General features: G+C 65.6%; 21 protein-coding genes. 4 read left to right on the top strand and 17 right to left on the bottom strand.

What is annotated here, in order from left to right; genetic code table 11:
* The first annotated feature begins 22 nt into the window (after positions 1-22).
* Complete coding sequence (locus ACNFJ7_RS02595) at positions 23-928, top strand: transglutaminase family protein (RefSeq protein ID WP_037513961.1); 906 nt, start codon at positions 23-25, stop codon at positions 926-928.
* On the opposite strand, the gene ACNFJ7_RS02600 is transcribed toward ACNFJ7_RS02595, so the two are convergent.
* The 11 genes from ACNFJ7_RS02600 to ccoN all read right to left on the bottom strand — a co-directional run bounded on the left by ACNFJ7_RS02600 (position 925) and on the right by ccoN (position 13,417).
* Positions 925-2,064, bottom strand: coding sequence for an alpha/beta hydrolase family esterase (locus ACNFJ7_RS02600; RefSeq protein WP_019370577.1), 1,140 nt, complete (start codon positions 2,062-2,064; stop codon positions 925-927). The genes ACNFJ7_RS02595 and ACNFJ7_RS02600 overlap by 4 nt on opposite strands.
* A 534-nt stretch (positions 2,065-2,598) precedes the next feature.
* Positions 2,599-5,310 carry an ATP-binding protein gene (locus ACNFJ7_RS02605; RefSeq protein ID WP_082664455.1) on the bottom strand — a complete coding sequence of 904 codons (2,712 nt, stop codon included), beginning with the start codon at positions 5,308-5,310 and terminating at the stop codon, positions 2,599-2,601.
* Positions 5,311-5,473: 163 nt separating this feature from the next.
* Positions 5,474-5,701 carry a hypothetical protein gene (locus ACNFJ7_RS02610; protein WP_019370580.1) on the bottom strand — a complete coding sequence of 76 codons (228 nt, stop codon included), beginning with the start codon at positions 5,699-5,701 and terminating at the stop codon, positions 5,474-5,476.
* Positions 5,698-5,862 carry a cbb3-type cytochrome oxidase assembly protein CcoS gene (gene ccoS, locus ACNFJ7_RS02615; RefSeq protein ID WP_019370581.1) on the bottom strand — a complete coding sequence of 55 codons (165 nt, stop codon included), beginning with the start codon at positions 5,860-5,862 and terminating at the stop codon, positions 5,698-5,700. Before ccoS ends, ACNFJ7_RS02610 begins: the two co-directional genes overlap by 4 nt.
* Positions 5,859-8,000 (bottom strand): heavy metal translocating P-type ATPase, encoded by a 2,142-nt coding sequence (locus ACNFJ7_RS02620; RefSeq protein ID WP_019370582.1) that lies wholly within the window; start codon positions 7,998-8,000, stop codon positions 5,859-5,861. Before ACNFJ7_RS02620 ends, ccoS begins: the two co-directional genes overlap by 4 nt.
* A complete protein-coding gene (locus ACNFJ7_RS02625; protein WP_019370583.1) occupies positions 7,997-8,455 on the bottom strand; it encodes a FixH family protein in 459 nt (152 codons plus the stop codon). The genes ACNFJ7_RS02620 and ACNFJ7_RS02625 overlap by 4 nt, the downstream gene beginning before the upstream one ends.
* Positions 8,452-9,924 carry a cytochrome c oxidase accessory protein CcoG gene (gene ccoG, locus ACNFJ7_RS02630; RefSeq protein WP_026009322.1) on the bottom strand — a complete coding sequence of 491 codons (1,473 nt, stop codon included), beginning with the start codon at positions 9,922-9,924 and terminating at the stop codon, positions 8,452-8,454. Before ccoG ends, ACNFJ7_RS02625 begins: the two co-directional genes overlap by 4 nt.
* A 7-nt stretch (positions 9,925-9,931) precedes the next feature.
* Positions 9,932-10,858: a cytochrome-c oxidase, cbb3-type subunit III gene (gene ccoP, locus ACNFJ7_RS02635; RefSeq protein ID WP_019370585.1), complete on the bottom strand. Its 927-nt coding sequence runs from the start codon at positions 10,856-10,858 to the stop codon at positions 9,932-9,934.
* On the bottom strand, positions 10,851-11,015 hold the full coding sequence (locus tag ACNFJ7_RS02640; RefSeq protein WP_019370586.1) for a cbb3-type cytochrome c oxidase subunit 3: 165 nt from the start codon (positions 11,013-11,015) through the stop codon (positions 10,851-10,853). The genes ccoP and ACNFJ7_RS02640 overlap by 8 nt, the downstream gene beginning before the upstream one ends.
* Positions 11,012-11,746, bottom strand: coding sequence for a cytochrome-c oxidase, cbb3-type subunit II (gene ccoO, locus ACNFJ7_RS02645; RefSeq protein WP_019370587.1), 735 nt, complete (start codon positions 11,744-11,746; stop codon positions 11,012-11,014). Before ccoO ends, ACNFJ7_RS02640 begins: the two co-directional genes overlap by 4 nt.
* 12 nt (positions 11,747-11,758) lie before the next feature.
* Complete coding sequence (gene ccoN, locus ACNFJ7_RS02650) at positions 11,759-13,417, bottom strand: cytochrome-c oxidase, cbb3-type subunit I (protein ID WP_037513964.1); 1,659 nt, start codon at positions 13,415-13,417, stop codon at positions 11,759-11,761.
* A 430-nt stretch (positions 13,418-13,847) separates the two neighbouring features.
* On the opposite strand from ccoN, the gene ACNFJ7_RS02655 reads away from it, so the two are divergent.
* Entirely contained in the window at positions 13,848-14,000 is a 153-nt protein-coding gene (locus ACNFJ7_RS02655; RefSeq protein ID WP_156804372.1) for a hypothetical protein, read from the top strand.
* Between the two features lie 213 nt (positions 14,001-14,213).
* Here ACNFJ7_RS02655 and ACNFJ7_RS02660 read toward each other — a convergent pair whose 3' ends face one another.
* Both ACNFJ7_RS02660 and ACNFJ7_RS02665 read right to left on the bottom strand, forming a co-directional pair.
* On the bottom strand, positions 14,214-15,368 hold the full coding sequence (locus ACNFJ7_RS02660) for a cellulase family glycosylhydrolase (RefSeq protein WP_026009323.1): 1,155 nt from the start codon (positions 15,366-15,368) through the stop codon (positions 14,214-14,216).
* Positions 15,369-15,396: 28 nt separating this feature from the next.
* A complete protein-coding gene (locus ACNFJ7_RS02665) occupies positions 15,397-16,548 on the bottom strand; it encodes an aldose epimerase family protein (protein WP_019370591.1) in 1,152 nt (383 codons plus the stop codon).
* Positions 16,549-16,813: 265 nt separating this feature from the next.
* Here ACNFJ7_RS02665 and ACNFJ7_RS02670 point away from each other — a divergent pair, with 265 nt between their 5' ends.
* Positions 16,814-19,588 (top strand): TonB-dependent receptor, encoded by a 2,775-nt coding sequence (locus tag ACNFJ7_RS02670; RefSeq protein ID WP_019370592.1) that lies wholly within the window; start codon positions 16,814-16,816, stop codon positions 19,586-19,588.
* A 74-nt stretch (positions 19,589-19,662) separates the two neighbouring features.
* The gene (locus ACNFJ7_RS02675) at positions 19,663-20,823 is read left to right on the top strand and encodes a family 43 glycosylhydrolase (protein WP_019370593.1); all 1,161 of its coding nucleotides are present in this window, start codon (positions 19,663-19,665) and stop codon (positions 20,821-20,823) included.
* A 149-nt stretch (positions 20,824-20,972) separates the two neighbouring features.
* Here the strand turns inward: ACNFJ7_RS02675 and ACNFJ7_RS02680 are convergent, their stop codons facing one another.
* The 4 genes from ACNFJ7_RS02680 to ACNFJ7_RS02695 all read right to left on the bottom strand — a co-directional run bounded on the left by ACNFJ7_RS02680 (position 20,973) and on the right by ACNFJ7_RS02695 (position 24,837).
* Positions 20,973-22,313 (bottom strand): efflux RND transporter permease subunit, encoded by a 1,341-nt coding sequence (locus ACNFJ7_RS02680; protein ID WP_201785390.1) that lies wholly within the window; start codon positions 22,311-22,313, stop codon positions 20,973-20,975.
* A 266-nt stretch (positions 22,314-22,579) separates the two neighbouring features.
* A complete protein-coding gene (locus ACNFJ7_RS02685; protein WP_019370597.1) occupies positions 22,580-22,744 on the bottom strand; it encodes an XRE family transcriptional regulator in 165 nt (54 codons plus the stop codon).
* 160 nt (positions 22,745-22,904) lie between these two features.
* Positions 22,905-23,880 (bottom strand): IS630 family transposase gene (locus tag ACNFJ7_RS02690; protein WP_152997812.1). Its coding sequence is split into 2 segments (ribosomal slippage): positions 22,905-23,516 and positions 23,518-23,880, totalling 975 coding nucleotides; the frame shifts between segments, so codons are not numbered across the junction.
* Between the two features lie 309 nt (positions 23,881-24,189).
* Positions 24,190-24,837 (bottom strand): sigma-70 family RNA polymerase sigma factor, encoded by a 648-nt coding sequence (locus tag ACNFJ7_RS02695; protein ID WP_019370600.1) that lies wholly within the window; start codon positions 24,835-24,837, stop codon positions 24,190-24,192.
* Positions 24,838-24,904: the final 67 nt, after the last annotated feature.

Genomic DNA, 24,904 nt, shown 5'->3' on the forward strand with positions numbered 1-24,904 from the left:
GGATAGCGGAGAAGCGGAGCGAATGCGTCTCGAGATCGTGCATGTCACCCGCTATGCCTATCGGCAGCCGGTGGCGCTTTCGGCGCATCGGATGATGCTCCGCCCACGCGGATCGTCGGCGCTTCGCCTGCTCGCGGCGGATCTGCATTGCGATCCTGCCCCCGCGTTCGCGTGGACGCAGGACGTGTTCGGCAACCTGATCGCAACGGCCAGCTTCGCGGCGCCGACAGACCGGCTGACGATTACCAACCGCTTGACGGTGGAGCAGGCTGCGGCCGCTTTTCCCTTGTTCAGCATTGCACCGCATGCGCATCGCTATCCGTTCGACTATTCGGACGACGAGCGAACCGATCTGGGCGCCTTGCTTGTTCCGGAGCATGACGATCCGGGCGGCCGGCTTGCCGCCTGGGCACGTGCGCAGGTGCTGGGGGCCGACACCGACACCCTGTCGCTGCTGCAGGATGTGAACGCGGCCACGCGCATGGGCATGATCTATGTGGCGCGCGACGAAGTCGGGACGCAGTCGCCGCACCGGACGCTAGATCTGGGCTCAGGTTCCTGCCGTGATCTAGCCATGTTGTTCATCGAAGCGGTGCGCCACCTTGGCTTCGGCGCGCGTGCCGTATCCGGATATCTGTTCGATCCGCCGATCGCCGGTGCGCCACAAGGTCAGCACGGTGCCACCCATGCCTGGGCCGAAGTCTATCTGCCCTGCGCGGGATGGATTGCGTTCGATCCCGCCAACGGGCGGATGGGTGAGGCGCAACTGGTGCCCGTTGCCGTCGGGCGCAGCATCACGCAACTTAGCCCGGTGGACGGCCGCTATGTTGGCCCGGCCGGCGCCTTTCTCGGGCTTACGGTGGAGGTCACCGTCTCCGAACTGCCCCCACCTTTGGATGACGCACGGGGCTTCCGCGACAACCGCTAGCGCATGAGCCCGGCGGCACGGAGCGCATCTTCGATGACGCGCCCGATCCGGTCCTTTGCCGGTGCGCGGTTCGAAGGCGAATCGACACGCGGTGTCGGTTGAGCGGTCGGCCGGCGTGGCGCCGAAGGTGCGGGGAGGGGATCCAGCTGTGGCTGGGCCCGTTGCGCACCTTGTGTGGGGTCGGCGATTCCCCAAAATTGCGCAATCCGACGCGTCGACGAAATCCCCGCTTCGAGCAGGAACGGGCCGGCGGCGCCGCACGCTTCCGCGCCGGTAGTGGCGAGCGGCGTGCCGTGGGCCATTCCGTCGATGCGATATTCCTCGATCACTGCGCGGCCTTTAGCATCGTGCCACAGTGCGCGGCGATAGCCGGCACCCTGTTCGACCTGCGTGGCTTCGCGCGATACGCCGTGCAGCTCGCGCCACTGCTCCACCACCAGCGCGGCGTTGGCGACAGCGACGGTTGCGTCGGCTGTGCCATGCCATACCGACAGCACAGGCCATGGCCCTTCATGCGGCGATGCCGTCGACACCAGCGCGCCGAGCGCCGACGCCGGCGGTCCGCCATGGGCGCGCATTCGATCGAACGCCTCGGGTACCGAATGCGCCGTGCCATAGGGCAGACCGGCAATCACCGCTCCGCCGGCGAATAGCTCCGGATACGTCGCCAGCATCACCGACGTCATCGCGCCGCCTGCCGAAAGGCCGGTCACAAAGATACGCGTCGGATCGATTCCGTGCGCCGACACCATCGCAGCGACCATTTGCCGAATCGACAGCGCTTCGCCGGCATCCCGGCGGATGTCGCCAGGCTGAAACCAGTTGAAGCAGAGATTGGCGTTGTTGGCGCGTTGCTGCTCCGGATAAAGCAGCGCGAAACCATGCGCATCGGCGAGCTGCGACCAGCCGGATCCATGATCATAGCCGGCTGCCGTCTGAGTACAGCCGTGCAGCACCACCACCAGTGGGGCGTTCGGCGAAAGATGCTCGGGAACATAGCAGCGCGCCCGCAGGGCGCCGGGATTGCTGCCGAATGCCGGCAGGTCCTCAAGACGATCCGAGCCCGATTGTCCAAACCCGGATGCGGCACCGCGCATCGCGGCAAGCCGGTCAATGGTATCGTTGATGCTTCGCATGCGGCATTCTCCTGGCCACGGCGAGCGCCCTGACAACACAGCGGTACTTTGCTGCACTGCACAATGTCGGAACTGCTAATCGAACCGCAAGGGGGGAGGGGGGAATATTGATGCTGCGGAGAGGCAAAGCCTTCTCGTCGGCGAAGGTAACGAGGCAGGGCGAAGGGGCTTTTGCTGCTTATGATTGGCACGCCATGAAGAAGTCGACGACGCTCATCGGACACATTCGATCCAGTGGGCGTTGTCGCGCTGCGTAGCTGAATGATCGGATTAGCAATATGTCGGAGGGGGAACCCATCGTCGCAGTGGCCCTTCTCAGTCAACGGGATATCGACCGCTTTGGAGACAATCTGATGCGGTGCTACCGGGTCGATGATGCGTCCGATTTTGACGAACTGCTCCGCCTGATCGATCAGGCCGATAATGCACGCGAGAACCGGATCGAGGGGGGCACCGCATGAACCATCGTCCTCGCGCGCGCTGCCCGTTCGGCAGCCAATCGCCCCAAGCGCGCCGGACCGTTATCGCGATCCGCTAGCCGGCAACACCGGCAATCGCCTGGGCGAGTTCGTCCTTGCGGAACGGCTTGGCAAGGCGGGGAACGCTGGGATCTACGCCGGCGATGTCGGCATAACCCGATACCAGCAGCACGCGTAATCCCGGTCGCGACGACCGCATCGACAGGGCAAGCTCGGTTCCGCTGATGCCCGGCATCAAATGGTCGGTAACGAGCAGGTCCACCTGTTCGCCCTCGGCCAGGATCTGCGCCGCTTCTTCGCCGGATGCGGCTTCGATCACCGCATAGCCAAGCTCGCCCAGCATCGCCGCCGTGCTCATGCGGACAAGTTCTTCATCGTCGACCAGCAGCACCGTCCCATGGGCGGCAAAGCTCGCCCGCTCTCGGCTGGTTTCGTGCGCCTGATCGAATATCTGAGTTTGCGGCAGCCAAAGCTCGACATTGGTGCCAAGTCCTGGCCGGCTTTCGATCGTGATGCCTCCGCCGAGCTGTGAGACAAGGCCATGAACCATCGACAGGCCGAGGCCGGTGCCCTTTCCGACGCCCTTGGTCGAAAAGAAGGGCTCCACCGCACGGGCTAGGGTGGCTTCATCCATTCCCATGCCGGTATCGGCGACGGAGACGCAGATATAGTGGCCGGTGCGCAAGCCGGACCGGTGGCCCGGCCGGATCCGCTCCGCACAGGCGGAGATGCGCAGGGTGCCGCCATGGGGCATGGCGTCGCGCGCGTTCACCGACAGGTTGAGGATCGCCATTTCCAGCTGGTTCGGATCCGCCTTGGCGTGGGGCAGGTCCGGCTTGGCGTCGACGATCACCCGTACTTGCGGGCCGGTCGTGCTCGACACCAGCTCGCCCATGCTGGTGACGAGCTTGGCGATGTCGACGGGGATCGATTGGAGCGGCTGTCGCCTGGCGAAGGCGAGCAGGCGCTGGACCAATACCTTTGCCCGCTCCGCCGACTGCACCGCTGCCGCGATCAGGCGCTGGTCGCGCTCGCTTCCCACGCTCTTGCGTTGGAGCATGTCCAGGCTGCCGACGATGGGGGTAAGGAGATTGTTGAAATCATGGGCAACGCCACCGGTAAGTTGGCCCATGGCCTCCATCTTCTGGCTCTGGCGCAGCGCCGCCTGCGCTTCTTCCCGTTCGGCGATCGCCGTGGTTACCCGCGCTTCGAGCGTGGCGTTCAGCTCGCGCAGCGCTTCCTCGGCCGCCTTTCTGGCGCTGATCTCGACGACGGTGCCGGTCACCCGCAGGCAGCGCCCCTCATGGTCGAATACGCCGCGGCCCTTGGCGGCAAGCCAGCGGACCACGCCGTCTTCCTTGCCGATGGTGCGATATTCGACGTCATAGAGTGAACGCCGTGCCGCATCGGCGGCCGCGGCAAAGGCGGCGGTGGTTTTCTCGCGATCGTCCGGATGCAGGCCATCATAGAAATCCTGCATCGTCACCGGCACATGCGGGAAGATGCCGAACATCGCCTTGGTCCGCGCCGGCCAGATCAGCGCGTCGTTGACAACGTCCACGTCCCAGAAGCCGATATCGGCATGGTCCACCGCCAGCCGCAGGCGCTCTTCGCTATCGCGCAGCCTGGCTTCGGCGCCGACCCGCTCGACATGCGCCCAGCAGCGTTCGGCAGCTTCCTTCACCAGCGCGATCTCCGCGTCCGTCCAGACGCGCGGCGTATCCTGATGCACGGCCATCATCGCGGCGAGCTGGCCGTTCTTGATCAGGGGACAGCAGATGATCGCCGCGATGCCGATCGCCTGGAAACCGTCGCGGCCGGCGAGGGGGGTGAGCTCGGCGCCGACATCGACCAGGACGAGCGCGCGACCCTCGCGCATGTCGGAAGCGGCGCGGGCACCGAACAGATCCAGCCGATAGGCACCGGAGGAGGATTCGATCCCCGGCGCGGTGTAATCGTTGCGGATCCAGAACCGGTCGCCATCTTCGTCCACATCGGCATAGGCGCAGCGCGAGGCGCCCAGCCGCGTTCCGAGCATGGCAGTTGCGGTGCGCATCACATCGGCGGCATGCGCGGAGCCGAACAGCCGATCCTCCAGCTCGCGGAAGAAGCGCAACCGATCTTCGCTCTCCCGCAGCGCGCGATCGGCGACGCGGAGCTGTTCGATGATGGTGCGGTAGTTCCGCTCGATTTCCGCCTGCGCTTCGGCCGTGCCCCGCATCTCCATCAGTTCGGTTACATCTTGGGCATGGTGGACAATGAACACCAGTCGGCCATCTGCATCAAGCAGCGGCGTGTTCACGGCCTGCCACCAGCGCTCGACGACCTGTCCGGCAGCGTTGGGTGCCGGATATCGCTGGGCCGGCATCTTATCAACGGATTTGCTGTGCAGCACACGCTCCAGCGACGCCTTCAGGCTGCGGAGTTCAATGTCTGAACTGTGATCTGAATCTTTCTGAAAAAGAGTAAAAAAATTCTTGCCTATGGCGTATCGTAGAACAATGCCGGCGGCGTGAAGTCGGGCTTCGTCGGCGGCCAGAATCGTCCCGTCGGGAGAAAGCACCAGTAGCGGCGCCGCCAGGCTGTCGAACAACGCATCGGAGGACGTGCCATACGCGCCAGACGATTGGTTCTCGTCCATGGTCCTCGATCCCCCTGTGCCTGGCCCTGCTGTAGATTCCTCGCATAATCCGAACGTTAGCGATAGAGACAACAATCGTTCGACAGAAAACAAGGCAACGCTGCCGACAGGGGGAGGCCACATCATCGCAGCAGAACGGGCGCATAAGCTTCGTAGTTGTGCAACAAGGAGGCTTTCGCGATTCCGGCTGTAGAGAAAGACCGAGGTCTATCTTCGAGCGATGGGTCGCCAGTAAGGATATTTCTTGCGACGACGCGGTTCACGCGGGGAACGCTGAGGCTTTCCAGCGTCAATCGCAGTTGTCGTCGTCGCTTTCGGCACGCGAACTTCGGCTGCAGAAGGCATGGCAGGCGTCGATGCAGTCGCGGTCCGGCTTTCGGCCGGGGAGCGGCATCGACCTGCCTGTGGGCATGCAGAAGCGCTGCGTCAGCACCAGGCCGGCCGCACCGCTGGCGTGCGGCACGCCTGCCAGCAACATCGCCGCCATCGCCGCCGCAGACGCGATCCGGCGCGTCATGGCCGGTCGTCCGGCCGGCTAGCTTCATCGTCGATCAGAATCCGCAGCGCGGCGCCGTCGAGATCATCGAACTGGCCGCTGGCAGACGCCCAGAAGAAGGCGCCCAGGCCCAGAAGCCCCAACAGCAGCGCAACGGGAATGAGGACGGCGACGATGCTCATCGCGCTGCACCGCGCAGGCGCAGCGCGTTGGCCACGACAAGGATCGACGAGCCCGACATCGCCAGCGCGGCGACCAGCGGCGTGACATGGCCGGCGATGGCCAGCGGCACCGCCAGCACGTTATAGCCGATCGCCAGCACGAAATTCTGCCGCACGACCCGCATCGTCCGCCGCGCAGCCACGATGGCGGCGGGAACGGGCATCAGCCGATCGCCGAAGAAGACGATGTCAGCGGCCTGACGGCCCACATCGCTCGCAGCGGACGGCGCCATGCCGACCGACGCGCATTTGAGCGCAGGTCCGTCGTTGACGCCGTCGCCCACCATCAGGACGTGCCGGCCGGCGGCTTCGAGCTGCGACACCGCATCATGCTTGTCGGCCGGCGACATTTCCGCGCGGGCGGGCAGGCCGAGCCGATCGGCCAGCGTCCGCACGGCCAGGATGCTGTCTCCGGACACGAACCGAACGTCGAGTCCGAGCGTCTTCAGCCGACGCACGGCAGCACTCGCATCAACGCGAACGGCATCCGCGAAGACGATGCCGGCAGCGGGTGCCGTATCGAAGGCGAAGACGGTGCGTGTTCCGGCGGCGTCGGGCTCCGGCGCGCCGGCGCACGCCCAGCTTGCCCGGCCCAGCGCGGCACGGCGGCCATCGAGCAGCCCCTCCACGCCGCTGCCGACGACTTCGCGCAGCTCGCTGAGTAGCGCCGGGACGACCCCCTCCGCTTCCAGCGCGCGAGCGATGGCACGGGCGTGCGGATGCCGGGTACCCAGCGCGAGTGCCAGCAGCACGCGGCGCTGCTCGGTATCCGCGGGGATGCCGGAAACCGGAGTGAGCTGACCCAATGTGACGGTACCGGTCTTGTCCAGCAGCACGGTATCGACCACCGCCAGCTTTTCGAGTGCGGCGCCATCGCGGACGAGCACGCCACGGCGCATCAGCGCCCCCGACGCGACGACCTGCGCCACCGGCACCGCCAGCCCGAGCGCGCAGGGGCAGGTGATGATCAGCACGGCGACTGCGATCAGCAGCGCCTCGTGCCACCCCGCGCCGGCGAGCAACCATCCGGCACAGCTCAGCGCTGCGAGCAAGTGGACGGCCGGGGCATAGAGCCGCGATGCGCGATCGGCGATGCGCACATAGCGCGACTTGTGCTGGCCCGCCGCTTCCATGAGCCGGGCGATATCGGCGAGCACCGTGTCGGCGGCCGCAGCTGTTACTCGCACGGTGAGGGGCGAGGTGAGGTTGATCGTGCCGGCCAGCACCTGACCGCCGGCGGCGATCGGCTCGGGCGCGCTTTCGCCTGTCACGATGCTGCGATCGACATCGCTGATCCCGGCCTCGACCGCTCCGTCCACGCCGATCCGGTCGCCCGCTGGAACCAGCACGCGCATGCCCGGCCGCACCGCTGCCACGGCGACGCTGCGCACCTGACCGTCCTCTTCCAGCACGCGCACATCGTCCGGCAGCTTGCGGAGCAGCGCGGCGACGCCGTCCTGCGCGCGTTCGCGCATCACGCTGTCGAGCAGGCGCCCGCCGAGCAAAAAGGCAATCAGCATCACCGCGCCATCGAAATAGGCGTGGGGCCCCTGCACGGCGGTTTCGTACAGGCTCATCGCGCAGGTGAGGGTGATGCCGATGCTGATCGGCACGTCCATATTGGTCCGCCCCTGCCGCAGCGCGCGCCAGGCGCTTTCGAAGAACGGCCGACCGGCATAGGCGATGGCGGGCAGCGCGATCAGCGCCGACAGCCAGTGGAACAGCGCGCGCGTGGCACCATCGGCGCCGGACCACACCGAGACCGAGAGCAGCATGACGTTCATCGCCGCAAAGGCCGCCACCGCCAGTGCGCGAGCCACGCGCTTGCTCTCGCGGTCCACCGTCCCGGTCTCCGCAAGCAGATGGGCTTCGAAGCCGATCCTGCCGATCCCGGCGATCAGCGCGTTGGCATCGAGCACCGGTTCGTGTACGACATGCAGCCGCTTGGTGGTGAAGTTGACGCGCGCTTCGGCCACGCCGTCGACCGCCAGCAGACCCTGTTCGAGCTTGGCGATGCAACCGGCGCATCGCAGCCCGTCGACGACAAGATCCGTGCCGGCGAGTTCGGCCGCCGGGCGCAGGGTGGCGGGGGCGTTCACAGACGTACGTCCTTCACGAACCGCGCGACGCGGCTGCCGGTTTGCGCGTCGATACGAATTCGCCACCGCCCCGCAGCAAGCGCGTGCGGCGCGACGTAGCGGCCGTCGCCCAGCGCGGTAAGCGGGAAACTGCGGCCGGGCAGGCGGCCCAGCGGATGTTCGGCCCTGACCGTAACAACGGCGTGCCGGATCGTGCCCTGCGCATCCCGCAGCGCCACCACCAGCGCACCGTCGGCGGTGCCCTGAGCATCGGCATGCCAGCCTGCCGCGTCTTGCGCGCGGCCTTCGGCCAGCCAGCGATTGAAGCGCTGGCTGGCGACATAACTGTTGTCGACCACGACCCCACCGAAGGTGCGCACCGCGTTCGTTGCCATCACGAGGTTGACGCCGATCACCACGGCGAAAAACGCGAGGAGAATAGCCGACATGTGCCAGCCGGTGAAGGAACGTGTCATGGCTGCATCTCCGGGCGTTCGAAATAGCTGGTGGCGGTGGCGGTCTCGCCCTGCGGATCGAGCGCGCGGACGGTGAAGCGCAGGTCGCTGCGCTGCGGGCCGGCTTCGGGCGCGGCGACGAACAGCCGTTCCTTGGCAACCTTGTCCGCCTCGATGCTGAAGCGCACGCTGGTGCCTGCATGGGCGCGGTCGCCCGTCTCGGTCCACAGCACGCCGGGCGCGCCGTCGATGCGGACTTCCACGTCGCGCGGCCGGGCCTCGAGATTGCGGATCTTGACCTCGTAGCCGTTGCGGATCGCGCCGTCGCTGAGCCGCACCCACAGCGGATTCCGCGTCTGGAGCACGCTCAGTTCCAGCCGCGTCCGGCCGCCGAGCGTCGCCAGCATCGCGAGGCCGATCGCGCACCAGACGGCGAAATAGACGAGGGTGCGCACGCGCAGCAGTCTGCGCAGCGTGGGGGCCGATGCCTGGCCGGCCTGTTCGGCGAGGGCGTCGAGCTCGGTCGTATAGGCGATCAGCTTGGGCGCCCGGCCGATGCGGGTCATCATGTCGTCGCAAGCATCGATGCACAGCCCGCAGGTGATGCAGCCGATCTGCGGCCCTTCGCGAATGTCGATGCCGGTGGGGCATACCGCGACGCAGGCGCTGCAATCGATGCAGTCGCCGGTGCTGAGCGGCGCGACTTGCTGCGCCCCTGCCGCCTTGCTCCGCTTGAGGCCGTGCCTGCGCGGTTCGCCGCGCCAGAACTTGTAGGTGATGGTGAGCGAGCGCTCGTCCATCATCGCCGTTTGGATGCGCGGCCAGGGGCACATGAATTGGCAGACCTGCTCGCGCAGCAGGCCGCCGAGCACATAGGTTGTCGCCGCGAGGATGCCGACGGTGGAGTAGGCGACCCATGGCGCCCCCCCGGTCACGAACTGGCGGGCGAGCGTCGGCGCGTCAGCGAAGTAGAAGATCCAGGCGCCGCCGGTCAGCACGCCGATCGCAATCCAGCTGACGTGCTTGGCGCTGCGGCGGGCGATCTTGCCCGGCCCCCAGGGGGCGGCGAGCAGGCGGATCTGGGCATTGCGATCGCCGTCGATCAGCCGCTCGACGTGCTGAAACAAATCAGTCCACACTGTCTGCGGGCAGGCATAGCCGCACCAGGCGCGGCCGACCGCGGAGGTGACGAGGAACAGCCCGATCGCCGCCATCACCAGCAGCCCGGCGACATAATAGAATTCGTGCGGCCAGATCTCGATCGAGAAGAAGTAGAAGCGGCGATGGGCGAGATCGACCAGTACCGCCTGATCAGGTGCGAAGGCGCCGCGATGCCAGCGCAGCCAAGGGGTGACGTAATAGACCAGCAGGGTGAGCGCCATCACCGCCCATTTGAAGCGGCGAAACGGCCCCTTCACTGCTTTCGGCAGCACCTTTCGCCGCGCCTCGAACAGGTGCGACGAAGGGCTGAGGCCGGAGGGCGCGTTCATCGGATGCTTATCGCGGCGGCGCGGCAACGGGTGCCGTGGCCACCTGTGCCGCCGGAGGGTTCGGCTCGCCGCCGCCGAGCGAATGGACATAGGCGGCCACCATCTTGATCGTCACCGGATCGAGCTGCTTGCCCCAGGCCGGCATGCTGCCGCCATGGGCATTGGCGACGCTATCCGTCAGCGCGACACGATCGCCGCCATAGAGCCAGATATGGTCGGTCAGGTTCGGCGCACCGAAGGTGCGGTTCCCGCGCGCATTGTCGCCATGGCACACGGCGCAATTATTGACGAACAGCGCGGCGCCGCGCTTTGCCGACGCGCTTGCCGGCTCCTGCTTCGATACGAGGCGCACATAGGAGACGACGTCGTCCACCTCCGCCGGTTTCAGGATCTGGTCGCGACCGAAGGCCGGCATCTGCGACATGCGGGTGGCGTCGTCGTCCGGCTGGCGAATACCGTGGACGACCGTCTGCTGGATCGTGGCGATGTCGCCGCCCCACAGCCAGTCGTCGTCGTTAAGGTTGGGATAGCCCTTGCTGCCCGCCGCACCGGCGCCATGGCAGGCGGCGCAATGGACCTTGAACACCGAGCGTCCGCCTTCCACCGCGGCTGCGAGCAGCCTGGGATTGTCCGCCAGCCGCTCGATCGGCGTTGCGGCAAGCGCGCGCATGGTCGGCGCCCGCCGCTCGCGTTCGGCGGCCAGTTCCTGCTGCAGATCGCCGCGGCTCGACCAGCCGAGCATGCCCCGCGTCGCGCCGCTGAGCAGCGGCCAGGCCGGATAGGCGACGCAATAGGCGATCGCGAACAGGATGGTGGCGTAGAAGGTCCACAGCCACCAGCGCGGCATCGGCGTATCGAGTTCCTCGATGCCGTCCCATTCGTGGCCGACCGTGCTCGTGCCGGTCTTCTCGTCGATGCGCTTGTTCTCAGCCATCGATAGGTTCCTCGTCTTCGAAGATGCTGGTGGCGGCGCGGGCGTTGCCGCGCGCGGAACCGGGCAGGAAGGGCCAGGCGGCGAGGGTGACGAAGACCAGCGTCATCACCACCAGCCCCCAGCTGTCCGCGAAATGGCGGAGCGCGTCGTAGCTCATTGCGTCTTCTCCCGGGCCGCGGCCTTGGCGAAGTCGACCTGGGTGCCCAGCCCCTGGAGATAGGCGACCACGGCATCCATCTCGGTCAGCCGCTCGCGGTTGCCGTCGAAGTCGCGCGACTGGGCGCCGGGATAGCGGCGGGCGAGATCGGCGGTGTCGCCGTCGCCATAGCCTTGCGTCCGAACGTCCTGCACCGCCTTGGCGATATCGTCGTCGGTATACGGCACGCCCTCGGCGCGAAGCGCCTTCAGGTGGCCGGCCATGTCCTCGGCCTTCAAGTCGCGCTGGGCGAGAAAGGCATAGGGCGGCATGATCGATTCCGGCACCACGGCGCGGGGCGCCTTGAGGTGCTGGACGTGCCACTCGTCCGAATAGCGGTTGCCGACGCGGGCCAAGTCCGGCCCGGTGCGTTCCGATCCCCATTGGAATGGATGATCGAACATGCTCTCGGCGGCGAGGCTGTAATGGCCGTAGCGCTCGGTCTCGTCGCGGAACGGCCGGATCATCTGGCTGTGGCAGCCATAGCAGCCTTCGCGGATATAGATGTTGCGGCCGGCCAGCTCGAGCGGGGTGTAGGGGCGCACCCCGTCCACCTTCTCGACGGTTGACTGGATCCAGAACAGCGGCGCGATCTCGACGATCCCGCCGATGGCCACGGTAACCAGCGCGAGTGCCGCCAGCAGCGTCACGTTACGCTCGATCTTCTTATGGCCTTGGACGAAGTTGAACATCGTTGGCGTTCCTTATTCGGCGGCCGGAGCGCGGGCGGGGAGGGGATGGTCGCGAGCCGGATCGAACGGCGTGTCGGTCATCGGCGCTTCGTCGCGCAGCTTGCCGGCGATCGTCATCCAGACGTTCCACACCATGAACAGCGCGCCGATGAAGTAGAGCAGGCCGCCGCCGACGCGGATCACGTAATAGGGGTGCATCGCCTGCACGACTTCGGCGAACGAGTAGACGAGATAGCCGTCGTCGCCGTACTCGCGCCACATCAGGCCCTGGGTGATCCCCGCCACCCACATCGCGGAGGCGTAGAGCACGATGCCCAGCGTCGCGCACCAGAAGTGCCAGTTGACCATGCGCAGCGAATAGAGCCGGCTGCGGCCCCAAAGGCGCGGCGTCATGTAGTAGATCGCGGCGAAGGTGATCATGCCGTTCCAGCCGAGCGCGCCCGAATGGACATGGCCGATCGTCCAGTTGGTGTAGTGCGACAGCGAATTGACGCTCTTCACCGACATCATCGGGCCTTCGAAGGTGCTCATCCCGTAGAAGGCGAGCGCGAACACCATCATCCGGATGATCGGATCGGTGCGGACCTTGTCCCAGGCGCCGTTGAGCGTCATCAGCCCGTTGATCATGCCGCCCCAGCTCGGCATCCACAGCATCACCGAGAACACCATGCCCAGCGTCTGCGCCCAGTCGGGCAGCGCGGTATAGTGAAGGTGGTGCGGGCCGGCCCAGATGTAGAGGAAGATCAGCGACCAGAAGTGGATGATCGACAGCCGGTAGCTGTAGATCGGCCGTTCCGCCTGCTTCGGCACGAAGTAGTACATCATGCCCAGGAAGCCGGCGGTGAGGAAGAACCCAACCGCGTTGTGGCCATACCACCACTGGGTCAGCGCGTCCTGCACGCCCGAGAAGAGCGAGTAGGATTTGGAACCCACCCAGGAGACCGGCAGCGACAGGTTGTTGACGATGTGGAGCATCGCCACGGTGAGGATGAAGCCCAGGTAGAACCAGTTGGCAACATAGATGTGCGGCTCGGACCGCTTGAGGATCGTGCCGACGAACACGGCGAGATAGGCGACCCAGACGATCGTCAGCCAGATGTCGACATACCATTCGGGCTCGGCATATTCGCGACCCTCGGTAACGCCGAGGAGATAGCCGGTGGCCGCCAGCACGATGAACAGCTGATAGCCCCAGAACACGAACTTGGCGACGCCGGGCAGCGCCAGCCGCGCACGGCAGGTGCGCTGGACGACGTAGAAGCTTGTGGCGATCAGCGCATTGCCCCCGAACGCGAAGATCACCGCCGAGGTGTGGAGCGGCCGCAGCCGCCCGAACGTGGTGTATTCGGTCGGCAGGTTGAGCACGGGGAAGCTTAACTGCGCAGCGATGACGATGCCGACGAGAAAGCCGACCACGCCCCAGAACACGGTGGCGATCACCCCCCAGCGGATGACTTCGTCGTCATAGCGCTCCGCCGCCCGGGCGGCCGCCGATCGCGTCGGCAACAGGCTGATCCCGCGCAGCGAGACAAAGGCGGTCAGCACCGCCGCCGCGGCCGCGATCCCCATATGGATCGCAAAGGCGGTATCGGCCGCGGCCGCGGCAGCGAAGATCGCCACGACCGCGATCACGAACCAGCCGCCGCTGCGTAAGAGAATATCGTCTTCCATGTTCGGCTCCACTGCGCGGCTGGCCCGTCAGGCCCTCCGGGAGAATGTCGTTCGCGGTGCGGAGAGATCAGGCACGAGCCCCGGTCCGGCCGATCTCGCCGAGGCGCGACGACCTCTTCCGGCCACCATCGGATTCCGGACGCTTTCGCATGCTCGCCCGTGCTGCACCTGATGCTCCCCCTCGGCGCGACGGTTATGCGGGGAGGGCGAGGCGAGCTATTGTGGAGTCCCCTTACGGAGCCTGCCGGAGATCGATGCTGCTACTGGCGGCTTTCTCGCACCGCAGAATGTACTGCGGACCCCGCCCACCAAAAGAAGACTCCAGGCTTGCGGTTCGGCGCGACGAAGTGGCGAGAAGACTTCGCGACCATGAGCAAGCATTGGTCCAAAACAAGTTGTGTTCGTGCGGTACGAAACCTACTCTGGCCGCATGCACAAGCTGACCCCGCTCGCCGCCCTGGCCATCTTCTGGTTCATCGGCATCGTCTTCGGGAAGCCCGGAATCTGGTTCCCGCTCGGCGTCCTGGCAATGATTGCGATGGTATTCGTTCAAAAGCGTCTGGACCGATCCGGACATCCATGACCGAACCAGACGCATCGATTGTGCGGAAGTGCGACGGCGATAGCATTTCCCCATGAGCGAAAACGCTCCGGATGCTTGCTTGCCGCATCCTCCGAGTCGCTGACCTTAAACCGTCAACTTGAAAATGCTTCGGGCGCCCGCCGTAGCGTCCCTGTCGGGCGGCGGCGGGCGCCGCGGCGATTCTGCTGTCCGCCCGCGCATTGCCCGCGCCGATCAGCGCGCGGCGGGAACCACGCCCCTGGGTGCGGCCGACAGCCGCTGGATCAGGTCGACCTCGGCCTGGCGATAGGGCTTGCCGTCGCCGTGGAAGACCTCGTGGAACCAGATGGTTGGCTCCTCATAGGTATAGGGCTTCTTCCAACTGTCCCAGGGCAGCCGGGTCTGCGACTTGCCGTCGACGAAGCCCCAGTTGAACATACCGATGTTCAGGCGCTTGCCGATCGGCAGCGTGCCGTCGAAGGTCGATCCGTTGCCGCGCGCCATATATTCGGTGCACAGCACCGGGCGGCCATAGCTGAGCATCTGGTTGGCGCGGCGCTCGAACGTCTCGGGCCAGCTGTAATCGTGGAAGCTCAGCACGTCGGACTGGGCGATCTGGATCTTCTCGACCGCGTCCAGCTTGCTCTGATCGTCCCAATGCTCGCCGATCCAAACGCCCGAGGTGAGCGGCTGGATCGGATCGGCCGCGCGCGCCGCCGCGAACATCCGGGGCAGCAGCAACGCAACATACTTGTTCTTGTCCGGCGTTGGCGCGTAGTTGCCGCCGCCGCCGTTGTTGGGCTCGTTCCAGATGTCCCAGCCAAGGACGCGCTCGTCCTTCGCAAAAGTGGTGACAAGGTCCTTCACATAGGCTTCGAGCTTCCCGTACTGCGCCGCATCCTTCAGCCGTGCCGCACCAGGCGACTGCGCGGAACCCGAGTTATGGACGCCGGGGATCGGCGGATGCTGTGGGCCGGCCCTGGGATCGGGATCCCAGCAGCTGTCGAAGAAGATCCACAGCGTCTTGATGTGGTGCTTCGCCGCGATCGTCATGAAATCGTCCATGCGCCGCTTGAGCCCCGGCGCATCGGTTTCCCACAGCAGGTGGTGCAGGTTCACGCGCATGACGTTCATGCCGATCTTCTCGGCCCAGCCGAGTTCAAGATCGATGCGCGTCGGATCCCAGGTTTCGGCCTGGAACATCTCGAGCTGGTTGATCGCGGTGGCGGGGGTGAAATTGGCGCCCACCATCCAGGGCTGCTGGGCGTACCAGGCATTGGCCTCGGCCTTGGTCCATTGGTCGCGCGCCTCGGCGCTCGGCACGGTCGCGGCGATCGCCAATGCGGCGCCAGCGAGAAGGCCAGAGGAAAGGAATGTGCGGCGGATCATCATCAGGTCTGCTCCCCTACAGGTTCATTCAGCGCTTCTTCGGCGCGGCCGCCCGGCCGGTGGTCAGGCGATAGGTCATCACGTTGCGATAGGTCTGGCCGGGATCGAGTCGGGCGTTCGGAAAGCCCTTCTGGTTCGGCGAATCCGGGAAGATCTGCGGCTCCATCACGATCGCGTCGCCCTCGCGGTAGATGCGCTTGGCCTTGCCGTGCGTGGTACCGTCCAAGAAGTTGCCCGAGTAGAATTGCAGCCCGGGCTGGTTGGACCACAGCTCGAAACCGCGGCCGGATGCTGGATCATAGACCTTCGCCATCAGATGCTGGTCGCGGGTCACGGCGCGGCCGATCACCCAATTGTGGTCATAGCCTCGGCCAAAGACGATCTGCTGGTCGCGCGCATCGCGGACGCGCTCGCCGATCGGCTGGGGCGTGCGGAAATCGAACACCGTGCCCGCCACGCTCTTGAACTCGCCCGTGGGGATCGCACCGGCATCGGTAGGCAGATAGGTCTGTGCCGGGATGGTGACGCGGTGGCCCATCGCACCGTTCGCGGAGCCCTCGCCAGAGAGGTTCCAATAAGCGTGGTTGGTGATGTTGGCGATCGTCGGCGCATCGGTTTTCGCGACATATTCGATCGTCAGGTTGTTCTGCTCATCGAGCGCATAAGTGGCGTCGACGGTCATCGTGCCGGGATAGCCCTGATCGCCGTCGCGGCTGATCGCGCGCAGCGTCACCGAGGCGGTGGGGCCGTCCTTTACCGACACCACGTCCCACAGCAGCTTGTCGAAGCCGAGGGTGCCGCCGTGCAGCGCGTTCTTGCCGTCGTTGACCGGCGTCTGGAAGCTGCGCCCGTCGAGGCGGAACCTGCCCTCGGCGAGGCGATTGGCGAAGCGGCCCACGGTCGCGCCGAAATACTGCCCCTTGGCGAGATAGTCGGCCATGTTGTCATAGCCGAGGATCACGTCCGCCTTGCGGCCGGCGCGATCGGGCATCACCAGCGACTGGAGCATTGCGCCATAGGCAACGACGGTCGCCGAAACGCCGCGCGCATTGGTGAGCGTGACCGACGTGACGGTGCGACCGTCCGCCATTTGCCCGAACGTGCCGCGCTTGGCGGTCGCCGCCTCGGCCGCGCTGGGAAGCGCAACCATTGCAGCGATGCCGCCGATCGCCGTCAACATTCTCATCGCCTGATCCTCCCGATGTTGTTCCGGCCATCGCTGGCCTCGCCCGCTGACGCGACGCCGCCGGGCAACTGCGTGCCTAACTGCCAGTTCAAGGAGGGCTTATCTATCTTACAAATACCAAAATCACATATGTTATGAAGGTTTTGCCGGTGTTCGGCGTTAGGTCTGATAAATACACGGCAAGCACCGTCCTCGCTGCGGATTGTGCACCATAACAAGCAATCCCACGCAACGACGCGGGAGAACAGGGGAGGTTGCAATGACCATCAAGCCGCTTTTGTGCGCGTCCGTCTCCTTTGTTGTCGGGCTCTCGCTTCCACCGGCGGCATCTGCCCAGAGCGTCCAGGGCGCGCCCCAGCCGCAGACGTCCAGCGCCGACAGCATCAATCCCGCGTCGCCCGCGCCTGCCGTGCAGGAAATGGCGCCCGGGGAGGCGATCATCGTCACCGGCCTTCGTCGCAGCTTGCAGTCGGCGCAGTCGATCAAGCGCAACTCGGACGGCATCGTCGATGCGATCGTTGCGGAGGATATCGGCAAGCTCCCGGACACCTTCGCCTCCTCGGCGCTCCAGCGCATTGCTGGCGTCAACGTCACCCGCGGCGCCGGTGAAGCCGCCGGCGTGACCGTGCGCGGCCTGCCGGACCTGACCACCACCTATAACGGCCGCCAGATCTTCACCGCGGAAGGCCGCTATGTCGCGATCCAGGACTTTCCGGCCGGCACCGTGGCGGCGCTGGAAGTGTACAAGTCCGGCCTCGCCAGTCAGATCGAAGGCGGCATCGCGGGCGCAGTGAACGTGCGCGGCCGGCGGCCCTTCGACTTCAAGGGCTTCGAGGTCTCAGGCTCGCTCAACGGGGTGCTGTCGCAGCAGTCGAAGGGCACGACCTGGAACGGGAACCTCCTGATCAGCGACCGGTGGGACACTGGGATCGGCGAAATGGGCCTTCTGGTGAATGGGTCCTATGTCGGCGTCAACTTCCTCGATTCGACCCGCGAACAGTCGCTGGTGATCGCGACCACCAACGCCGGCAACGCGCCTGCCGGTCAGGCGGGGCTGCGCTATCCCGATGCGCAGGGGATCTTTCTCGGCTATGGCGACCGCTGGCGCCCCTCGGCCAACGCCGCCTTCCAGTGGAAGCCGACGCCCGAGCTCGAAATCTATGCCGACGGCCTGTTTCAGGGGTTCCGCTCGCGCGATTACAACCGCTTCATGTTCATACCGATCTTCGGCGACGGACTGCAGCTGTCGAACATCACGACGCAGCAGAACAGCAACAAGATCGCCAGCATGACGGTGAGCGGCGCGTCGCGGCCGGACGGCTATAGCGGTTCGTTCAACGGCCACACCGATACTTATCAGGGCGGCGGCGGCGCGATTTGGACGCGCGACCGGCTGCGCATTTCGGCGGACGTCGCGTACACCGACAGCACGTACACCGCGAACAACGTGAACATCGACTATGCCGCGGCCAGCTCGCCCGTGCGCGAAGTGCAGTTCGAGGCGCCGGTGGACGGCGGCCCGACCCAGCGCTTCGTCAACTTCAGCCTCACCGATCCGGCCAACTTTATCAGCCGCGGCCTGTGGCAGGAGCTTCTGGTGGTGAGTGGCACCGACTGGCAGGCGCGCACCGATCTGTCCTATGACTTCGATGCCGGCTTCCTCAAGCGCATCGATGTCGGCCTGCGCTATTCCGATCGCAACGCGGGCCGCGACCTCGGCAATCTCTACATCAACAACGAAGCCGGCCGCGTTCCGCTGACGTCCTTGCCGGGCGCCGATGTGCGCCCCACGCGGCCGGGCTTCGCCTATAACGACGTGCAGCCCAACGTCGTCTATGCCGCCAGCACGCGCGACAGCATCCGCGACAATCTTCCGGCGCTGCGCAGCTTCTTCGGTGCGCCGGCCGGCATCCCGCCGTTCAACCCGGCCGAGACGTTCCGCGCCAACGAGAAGTCCTACGCCGCTTATGCCCAGGTGAAATACGGCTTCGATCTGGGCAACACGATCATCGACGGTGTGGTCGGCCTGCGCGCGGTGAAGACCAAGACGCAGATCAACGGTTTCTCCCGCGTGGAGGATGCCGGCGGCGTCGTCACCAACCCGCCGGTGAGCGCCAGCAACGACTATACCGACTATCTGCCGAACGCGAGCGCCCGCATCGCCTTCACCGACAAGCTGCAGCTGCGCCTCGCCTTCACCCAGACGCGCACCCGGCCCAATTTCTTCGACCTGCGGCCGAACACCTCGCTCGGCCAGCCGGTGATCCTCGCCCCCGGCGATCCCTGCCTCGCCGATGCCACCGCCCCCGAATGCGTCGAGCGCCTGCGCCGCGGCGGATCGTCGGGCAATCCGTACCTCAAGCCGCTGACCTCGGACAATTACGACGCCAGCCTCGAATGGTACTTCTCGCGGTCGGGATCGTTCACCGCCGCGATCTTCCGCCACGACGCCAACGGCTTCCTAGCCACGATCGACGATCGCACCCAGCCCGGCCTGCGGCTCGCCTCGCCGGTCAATCTCGGCAAGACCAAGCTGCAGGGCGCCGAGCTGACCTTCACCAGCTTCCTCGACATCGACGGGCTGCCGGACTGGGCCAAGGGCTTCGGCGTCCAGGCCAACGGCACCTATATCGACGCCAAGGGCGACCTGGTCCCCAATTTCGCCGCGACCTATGGCAACCGCCAGCAGGCCTTCCCGGGCGTGTCGAAATGGTCGGGCAACATCGTCGCCCTGTACGAGAAGCCGCAATTCTCGGCGCGGGTCGCCTATAACTACCGCTCGAAGTTCGTGTCCTTCTACAGCCTCGAGGCGCTCGACCCGATCGCCCACCCGGTGATCGAGAAGGGCCGCGGCCAGCTCGACCTGTCGGCGACGGTCACCCCGGTCGAGAACATCACGATCGCGTTCGACGTGATCAACGTGCTCGGCAACCCGCTGCAGCGCTATCGCCAGTTCGACACTGGCGACAGCTACACGCGGCAGGTGCTGTATCTCGAGCGCGCCTATTCGCTGGGCGTCCGCTTCCGCTTCTGACCGGGCGGACGGAAGACCGCAGGGCGCGGCCATGGTGCTGCGCCCTCTTCGACACTGCCAGGTGAGGACATGGCATGCGACGCTTCATCCTGGGATGCGGACTGGCCGCGATCCTCGCGGGCACGGCGCTCGCCGACAATCCGCAATTCACCGGCGCCGACCCCCACGCCGTCTTCATCGGCAACGAGCTATGGATCTTCCCGACCGGCGGCCCCGGCGGCAGTTGGGCCGCAGACCGCTTCGGCGCCTTCTCCTCGCGTGACCTGCGGCGTTGGCGGGCGCGCGGCGAGCTGATCCGCCGCGACCAGATCACCTGGATCCAGGAGGACGGGGCACCCGCTCATTTTCTCTGGGCGCCGGCGATCGCTACACGGGGCGGCCGCTACTATCTTTACTTCTCGGTCGGGCCGCAGAACCCGACGCCCAGCCGCATCGGTGTGGCCGTCGCAGATCGGCCGGAGGGGCCATATCGCGACTTCGGACACCCCTTGATCGACGATGGCGGACACGGGTTCGAAGCTATCGATCCGATGGTGTTTGTCGATCCCCGCACGGGCAAGGCCTTCCTCTACGCAGGCGGCAGCGCGGGCGCGAAGCTGCGCCTTTGGGAACTCCGTGCCGACATGACGAGTATCGCCCGCGAGGTACCGGTCGCGACGCCGCCCCGATTTACGGAGGGTGCGTTCATGCATGTGCGTGGCGGCACCTATTATCTGTCGTACAGTCATGGGCGTTGGAACGGCCCTGACTATTCGGTGCACTATGCCACCGCGCGCTCGCCGACCGGCCCCTGGGTCTATCGTGGCGCGGTTCTGAGGAGCGACGCGCGACATCAGGGACCCGGTCATCACAGCTTCGTGCGTACCCCGTACGGTGAATGGCTGATCGTCTATCACCGCTGGGAGCGTGCGCGCGGCCCGGGCCCCTATGTGGGAAAGCGACAAATAGCGATCGATCGCGTGCGCTACGCAGGCGACGGCAAAATCCGTCCGGTAGTGATGACCGACGGCACGGCAGCACCCACGCTGCGAAAAGACCTCACGGCGCCGCGATCACCGAAGCGAGCTTTTTCAAGGCGGTCCAGCCGACCAGCACGCCTTGACCGCTGCGACAACATCGAGCCGTTCGCAGGATGGCGTTGGGATTCACGCAGCAGCCGAGCGGTACCATCTGACGCAACAGAGAATTGGCTGGCGGTATGGTCCCAGGGGATCCCAGGCCCATTGACGTCTTAGCCCGTCAAACATGGAGCGGCCGCAAACAGCCCGTTGTCGGGAAGGGCGCCCCGAGGTGAAAGCGCCGGGCACTCAGATCATTGGGAAATTCGCTATGAACTAACCCGAGGAGCCAGGTGAGCCGGCGCTTCCGATACAGACGCGTCCGTTCAGGTCCGTAGCGCGTAGAGCGCCGGCAGGAACACCAGCGTCAGGATCGTGCCGCCCAGGGTGCCGCCGATCAGCGTAACCGCCATCGAGCCCCAGAAGACTGACTGGATCAGCGGCATGAAGGCCAGCACCGCCGCCAGCGCGGTGAGGACCACCGGTCGTGACCGCTGCACCGTTGCTTCCACCACCGCGTCATAAGGGTTCATCCCCAGCTTCTCGTTGTCGTGGATCTGGCCGATCAAGATCAGCGTGTTGGGCATCAGGATGCCGGCAAGTGCGATCAGCCCCAAGATGGCGTTGAAGCCGAACGGCTGGCCGGTCACGAGCAGCGTGGGGACGACGCCGATAGGGCCCAGCGAGGCGGTGGCGAGTACGATCCCCATCGCGGACAGGCTGCGAACCTGCAGGATGATCACGATCATCATCAGGAAGATCATGATCGGGAAGATCGGCGCCAGCGCGCTGTTTGCCTTGGCGGCTGCGAGCGCTCGCCGACGATGTTGATCTTGTTGACGCCGGCCACATGGAGCAGCCGCTGACGCAGCGTCTCGGCCTCGCGCGCCAGGTAGCGCTGGGGCTCGCCTTTCGCCTGGAGCGCATAGAGCGCGAAGGTCACGTCGCCATATTCGTCGTTGACGAACGGACCAACTACGCCGCGCGGCAGCTTCGCCGTCTCGTTGGACATGCTCGTCGGTATCGAAGCGTACCATGCCCTTGCGCGTCGCGATCTCGACCGGGACGATCTGTTCCGCGAACCGTCCCTCGGTGATGGCGCGGGCGGCGCGGCGATGCCCCTCGGCGGCGAGCGCGTCCTGCGCCGCGCGGTCAATGCCGTTCCGCGCGGCGACGTTTTCTGCGGTGATGCCCATATGAAACCCGTCGATCGGATCGGCCAGCGTCTGGGTCAGCGCGTCGTGCATCGTCACCGGCCCCATCTTCTGGCCGAAGCGTGCGGCGTGCACGTGGTGCGGTGCCTGGCTCATGTTCTCCGCCCCGCCGGCGACCGCGAATGCGGCATCGCCGAGCAGGATCATCTGGCTTGCGGAAACGATCGCCTGCACCCCCGATCCGCAGAGCCGGTTGAGGGTGAGCGCAGGCGTTCCGACGAGGATACCTGCCGCCAGCGCGGCGACGCGCGCGAGATAGGCGTCTTGAGGTCTTGTGGGGATCACCTGGCCCATCACCACATGGTCGACCTCTGCAAGTGCGATTCCGGCGCGACGCACTGCTTCCGCGATCACGATCCTCCCGAGCTCCGCTGCGGGCACGTCCTTCAGCGTCCCGCCAAAGTCTCCGATAGCGGTGCGAACTCCGGACAAGATCACTACTGCATCGCGCATCCCGTACTCCGCTGATCCGTCGCCATGAATGTCCCCGAAACGGTGCGGCCTATCGGATGCGGGGGCAACCCGCCGAAAGAACAGGGAGGCAATCGGATCGGCGGTCTGCGGAAAACCGTTGGCGCACCCGGCATGAAAGCGTTGGGCACTCAAATCATTGGGAAATCCTGGTCGGGTTTGACCGCTGATGTCTGGAATGCGTTCATCCGGGCGCCTCGCAGCGCAGAAAAACCCTGAATGCGGACTTCGGAGATTGAGCGATCCGCTCAGACCAACTCCACCTTCAAGATCTTGCCCACGCTATGCGCTGCACGTGCGAGCGTTTCGAGCGTCACATTGTGCTCGTTGGGGTCGAGAACACGATCCAGCTGTTTGCGGCTGGTGCTCATGCGCTCGGCCATAGCTGCCTTGGTAAGGCGTTCTGCCTGCATCGCCTCGCGCAGCGCAAAGGGATGACCCGTTTCAGGGCGGCGGCGGTGACTTCTTCGCGGATCCCGTCCTCGTCCAGGAACCGGTCCAAGGTCTTGAATGCGCGGGGATCGCGAGGACCCCTAATTTCGTCCACTCTCAATTCTCCCTGCTAGAGCATTTTCACATTGACCGTTGATACCCGGCGGCGTGGAAGAAGTTGGCACATTCGTGGGGAGGGAAGCGATCAAGCAGGTCGCCGATGCGCTCGATAAGGGCATCGACGGTTCGGGCTGGCTGCTGGTGCAGGAGCGCCTTGAGCTTGGCGAAGGCCATCTCGATCGGGTTCATGTCGGGGCTGTACGGGGGCAGGTAGAAGAGTTGGGCGCGCCGGGCGGTGATCGCCTCGCGGATGCCGGCGACCTTGTGTGCGGGCAGATTGTCGAGCACCACGACATCGCCGCGTCGGAGCGTGGGTGCCAGGACGTCGCGGATATAGACCCGGAAGGCATCGCCATCCATCGGCCCATCGAGCCCCCAGGGCGCGGTCATGCCCGTCAGGCGCAGGCCGGCGATGAAGGTCATCGTCTTCCAGTGTCCGAACGGCACGCGATCGCGGCAACGTTCGCCGACCGGCGCCCAGCCATAGAGCCGCGCCATCTTGGTGTTTACCCCCGTCTCGTCGAGGAAGACGAGGCTCTCAGGGTCGATGAACGGCTGGGCTGCCCGCCACAGCTTGCGACGTGCCGCCACGTCGGACCGCTCCTGCTCGGCTGCGTGCAGGGCTTTCTTTAAACGACAGGCCGAGCCGCCGAACCGCGTTCCACATCGCGCCGGTGCTGAGCCCGATCCCGTGTTCGGCCAGCAGCCACGCTTTCGCCTGCGCCAGCGTGATCCCCGGCTGCGAGCGGATGTGCGCCGCCAGCGCCAGCTCCTGTATTGGGGAGAGCTTGCGCGGGGGACGGCCGCGGTTCGGGTTGATCCCGGCATCACCGGTCAGCCGCCGCCGGATCCGCGCCTTGTAGATGTAGGCAATACTGACCTTGAAGATCACTGCCGCCTCGCGGACCGGCATCCCGCCGTCCACCGCCGCCAGCACCCGATCACGCAAATCCTGCGAGTAGCTCTGCCCAGATCGCCAACCCGTTGCCGCCTTCATCGTGACGGCAGCCTATGAATCACACGATCAGCGAAAAGGGAATCCCTCGCGATTCCGCCCATCGCGAACCCGCTCTAGCGTCAGAAGCCGACATGCGGCGATCGCCTAACCAACAAGCTCCTTAACATTCAAGCTTATCCGCTGGGGATTTTTTGGATTCCCTGGAAAGACCTAGCGTCATCCTACCGGACGGACCGGTGCTGCCGCTAGCCGGATCGAAGCGATGAAGACGACGCGGTTCCAGCCTTTGCCAAGCGCTGGGAGCACGCCTTCCCCTCGGGAACGTGGAGACCGTGCGGAACCGTCCGGTCAGGCCGCGATCGGAAGCGCTGCCGCTTCCGCTTGGCCTACCTTGCGAGCATGGCGTGCCTGAATGGCATTCAGCGCCTTGAGAAGGCTGGTTACCGCACCCTCCGTGCTATCGAAGTCATGGCGCTTGGTTTTGAGGGCGCCTTCATTGATGAGCGTCTCCAGTGCAAGCCGCGCCCGCGAAACACGACTTTTGACCGTGCCCAGCATCACGCCGGTAACCTCGGCGACTTCCTCATAGGACATGCCTGCCGCGGCAACCAAGATGATCGCCTCGCGCTGGTCAGGGGATATCTGCTGGAGCGCCCGCATCAGGTCGCGAAGCTCCACCGTCTTGTCCTGACTGGCCGGCGCGGCCAGGACGCGATCCGCGACGAGGTCGTTCCACTCCCCCACGAAACGCTTGCGACGCGTCTGGCTGAAATAGAGGTTCCGCAAAATGGTGAACGCCCACGCCTTGAAGTTCGTCCCCGCCTGAAACCGGCTACGCGCGGACCATGCCTTGAGCATGGTCTCCTGGACGAGATCGTCCGTCGTATCGCGGTTGCCGCATAGCCCCCGCCCGAAGGCGCGGAGGTGCGGTATGACCTTCTGCAGCTGGTCCTTGAATTCTTCATCGGTGAGCGGCGTAGTGCTCGAACCGTTCATATTAGCCTTTTGCATGGTTTTCCCGCCCTGTGTCCTGTTCCTCGCAAAAACGTTTCGGAAAAGAAAC

Source organism: Sphingomonas sp. HT-1 (assembly GCF_048568905.1).
Taxonomy (GTDB): Bacteria; Pseudomonadota; Alphaproteobacteria; order Sphingomonadales; family Sphingomonadaceae; genus Sphingomonas.

Excerpts from the sequence above, each read along its gene's own strand:
- ACNFJ7_RS02595 (WP_037513961.1), top strand. The coding sequence starts at position 23 with ATGCGTCTCGAGATCGTGCATGTCACCCGCTATGCCTATCGGCAGCCG.
- ACNFJ7_RS02600 (WP_019370577.1), bottom strand. The coding sequence starts at position 2,064 with ATGCGAAGCATCAACGATACCATTGACCGGCTTGCCGCGATGCGCGGT.
- ACNFJ7_RS02605 (WP_082664455.1), bottom strand. The coding sequence starts at position 5,310 with ATGATGTGGCCTCCCCCTGTCGGCAGCGTTGCCTTGTTTTCTGTCGAA.
- ACNFJ7_RS02610 (WP_019370580.1), bottom strand. The coding sequence starts at position 5,701 with ATGACGCGCCGGATCGCGTCTGCGGCGGCGATGGCGGCGATGTTGCTG.
- ccoS (WP_019370581.1), bottom strand. The coding sequence starts at position 5,862 with ATGAGCATCGTCGCCGTCCTCATTCCCGTTGCGCTGCTGTTGGGGCTT.
- ACNFJ7_RS02625 (WP_019370583.1), bottom strand. The coding sequence starts at position 8,455 with ATGACACGTTCCTTCACCGGCTGGCACATGTCGGCTATTCTCCTCGCG.
- ccoG (WP_026009322.1), bottom strand. The coding sequence starts at position 9,924 with ATGAACGCGCCCTCCGGCCTCAGCCCTTCGTCGCACCTGTTCGAGGCG.
- ccoP (WP_019370585.1), bottom strand. The coding sequence starts at position 10,858 with ATGGCTGAGAACAAGCGCATCGACGAGAAGACCGGCACGAGCACGGTC.
- ACNFJ7_RS02640 (WP_019370586.1), bottom strand. The coding sequence starts at position 11,015 with ATGAGCTACGACGCGCTCCGCCATTTCGCGGACAGCTGGGGGCTGGTG.
- ccoO (WP_019370587.1), bottom strand. The coding sequence starts at position 11,746 with ATGTTCAACTTCGTCCAAGGCCATAAGAAGATCGAGCGTAACGTGACG.
- ccoN (WP_037513964.1), bottom strand. The coding sequence starts at position 13,417 with ATGGAAGACGATATTCTCTTACGCAGCGGCGGCTGGTTCGTGATCGCG.
- ACNFJ7_RS02655 (WP_156804372.1), top strand. The coding sequence starts at position 13,848 with ATGCACAAGCTGACCCCGCTCGCCGCCCTGGCCATCTTCTGGTTCATC.
- ACNFJ7_RS02660 (WP_026009323.1), bottom strand. The coding sequence starts at position 15,368 with ATGATCCGCCGCACATTCCTTTCCTCTGGCCTTCTCGCTGGCGCCGCA.
- ACNFJ7_RS02665 (WP_019370591.1), bottom strand. The coding sequence starts at position 16,548 with ATGTTGACGGCGATCGGCGGCATCGCTGCAATGGTTGCGCTTCCCAGC.
- ACNFJ7_RS02670 (WP_019370592.1), top strand. The coding sequence starts at position 16,814 with ATGACCATCAAGCCGCTTTTGTGCGCGTCCGTCTCCTTTGTTGTCGGG.
- ACNFJ7_RS02675 (WP_019370593.1), top strand. The coding sequence starts at position 19,663 with ATGCGACGCTTCATCCTGGGATGCGGACTGGCCGCGATCCTCGCGGGC.
- ACNFJ7_RS02680 (WP_201785390.1), bottom strand. The coding sequence starts at position 22,313 with ATGCGCGATGCAGTAGTGATCTTGTCCGGAGTTCGCACCGCTATCGGA.
- ACNFJ7_RS02685 (WP_019370597.1), bottom strand. The coding sequence starts at position 22,744 with ATGCAGGCAGAACGCCTTACCAAGGCAGCTATGGCCGAGCGCATGAGC.
- ACNFJ7_RS02695 (WP_019370600.1), bottom strand. The coding sequence starts at position 24,837 with ATGAACGGTTCGAGCACTACGCCGCTCACCGATGAAGAATTCAAGGAC.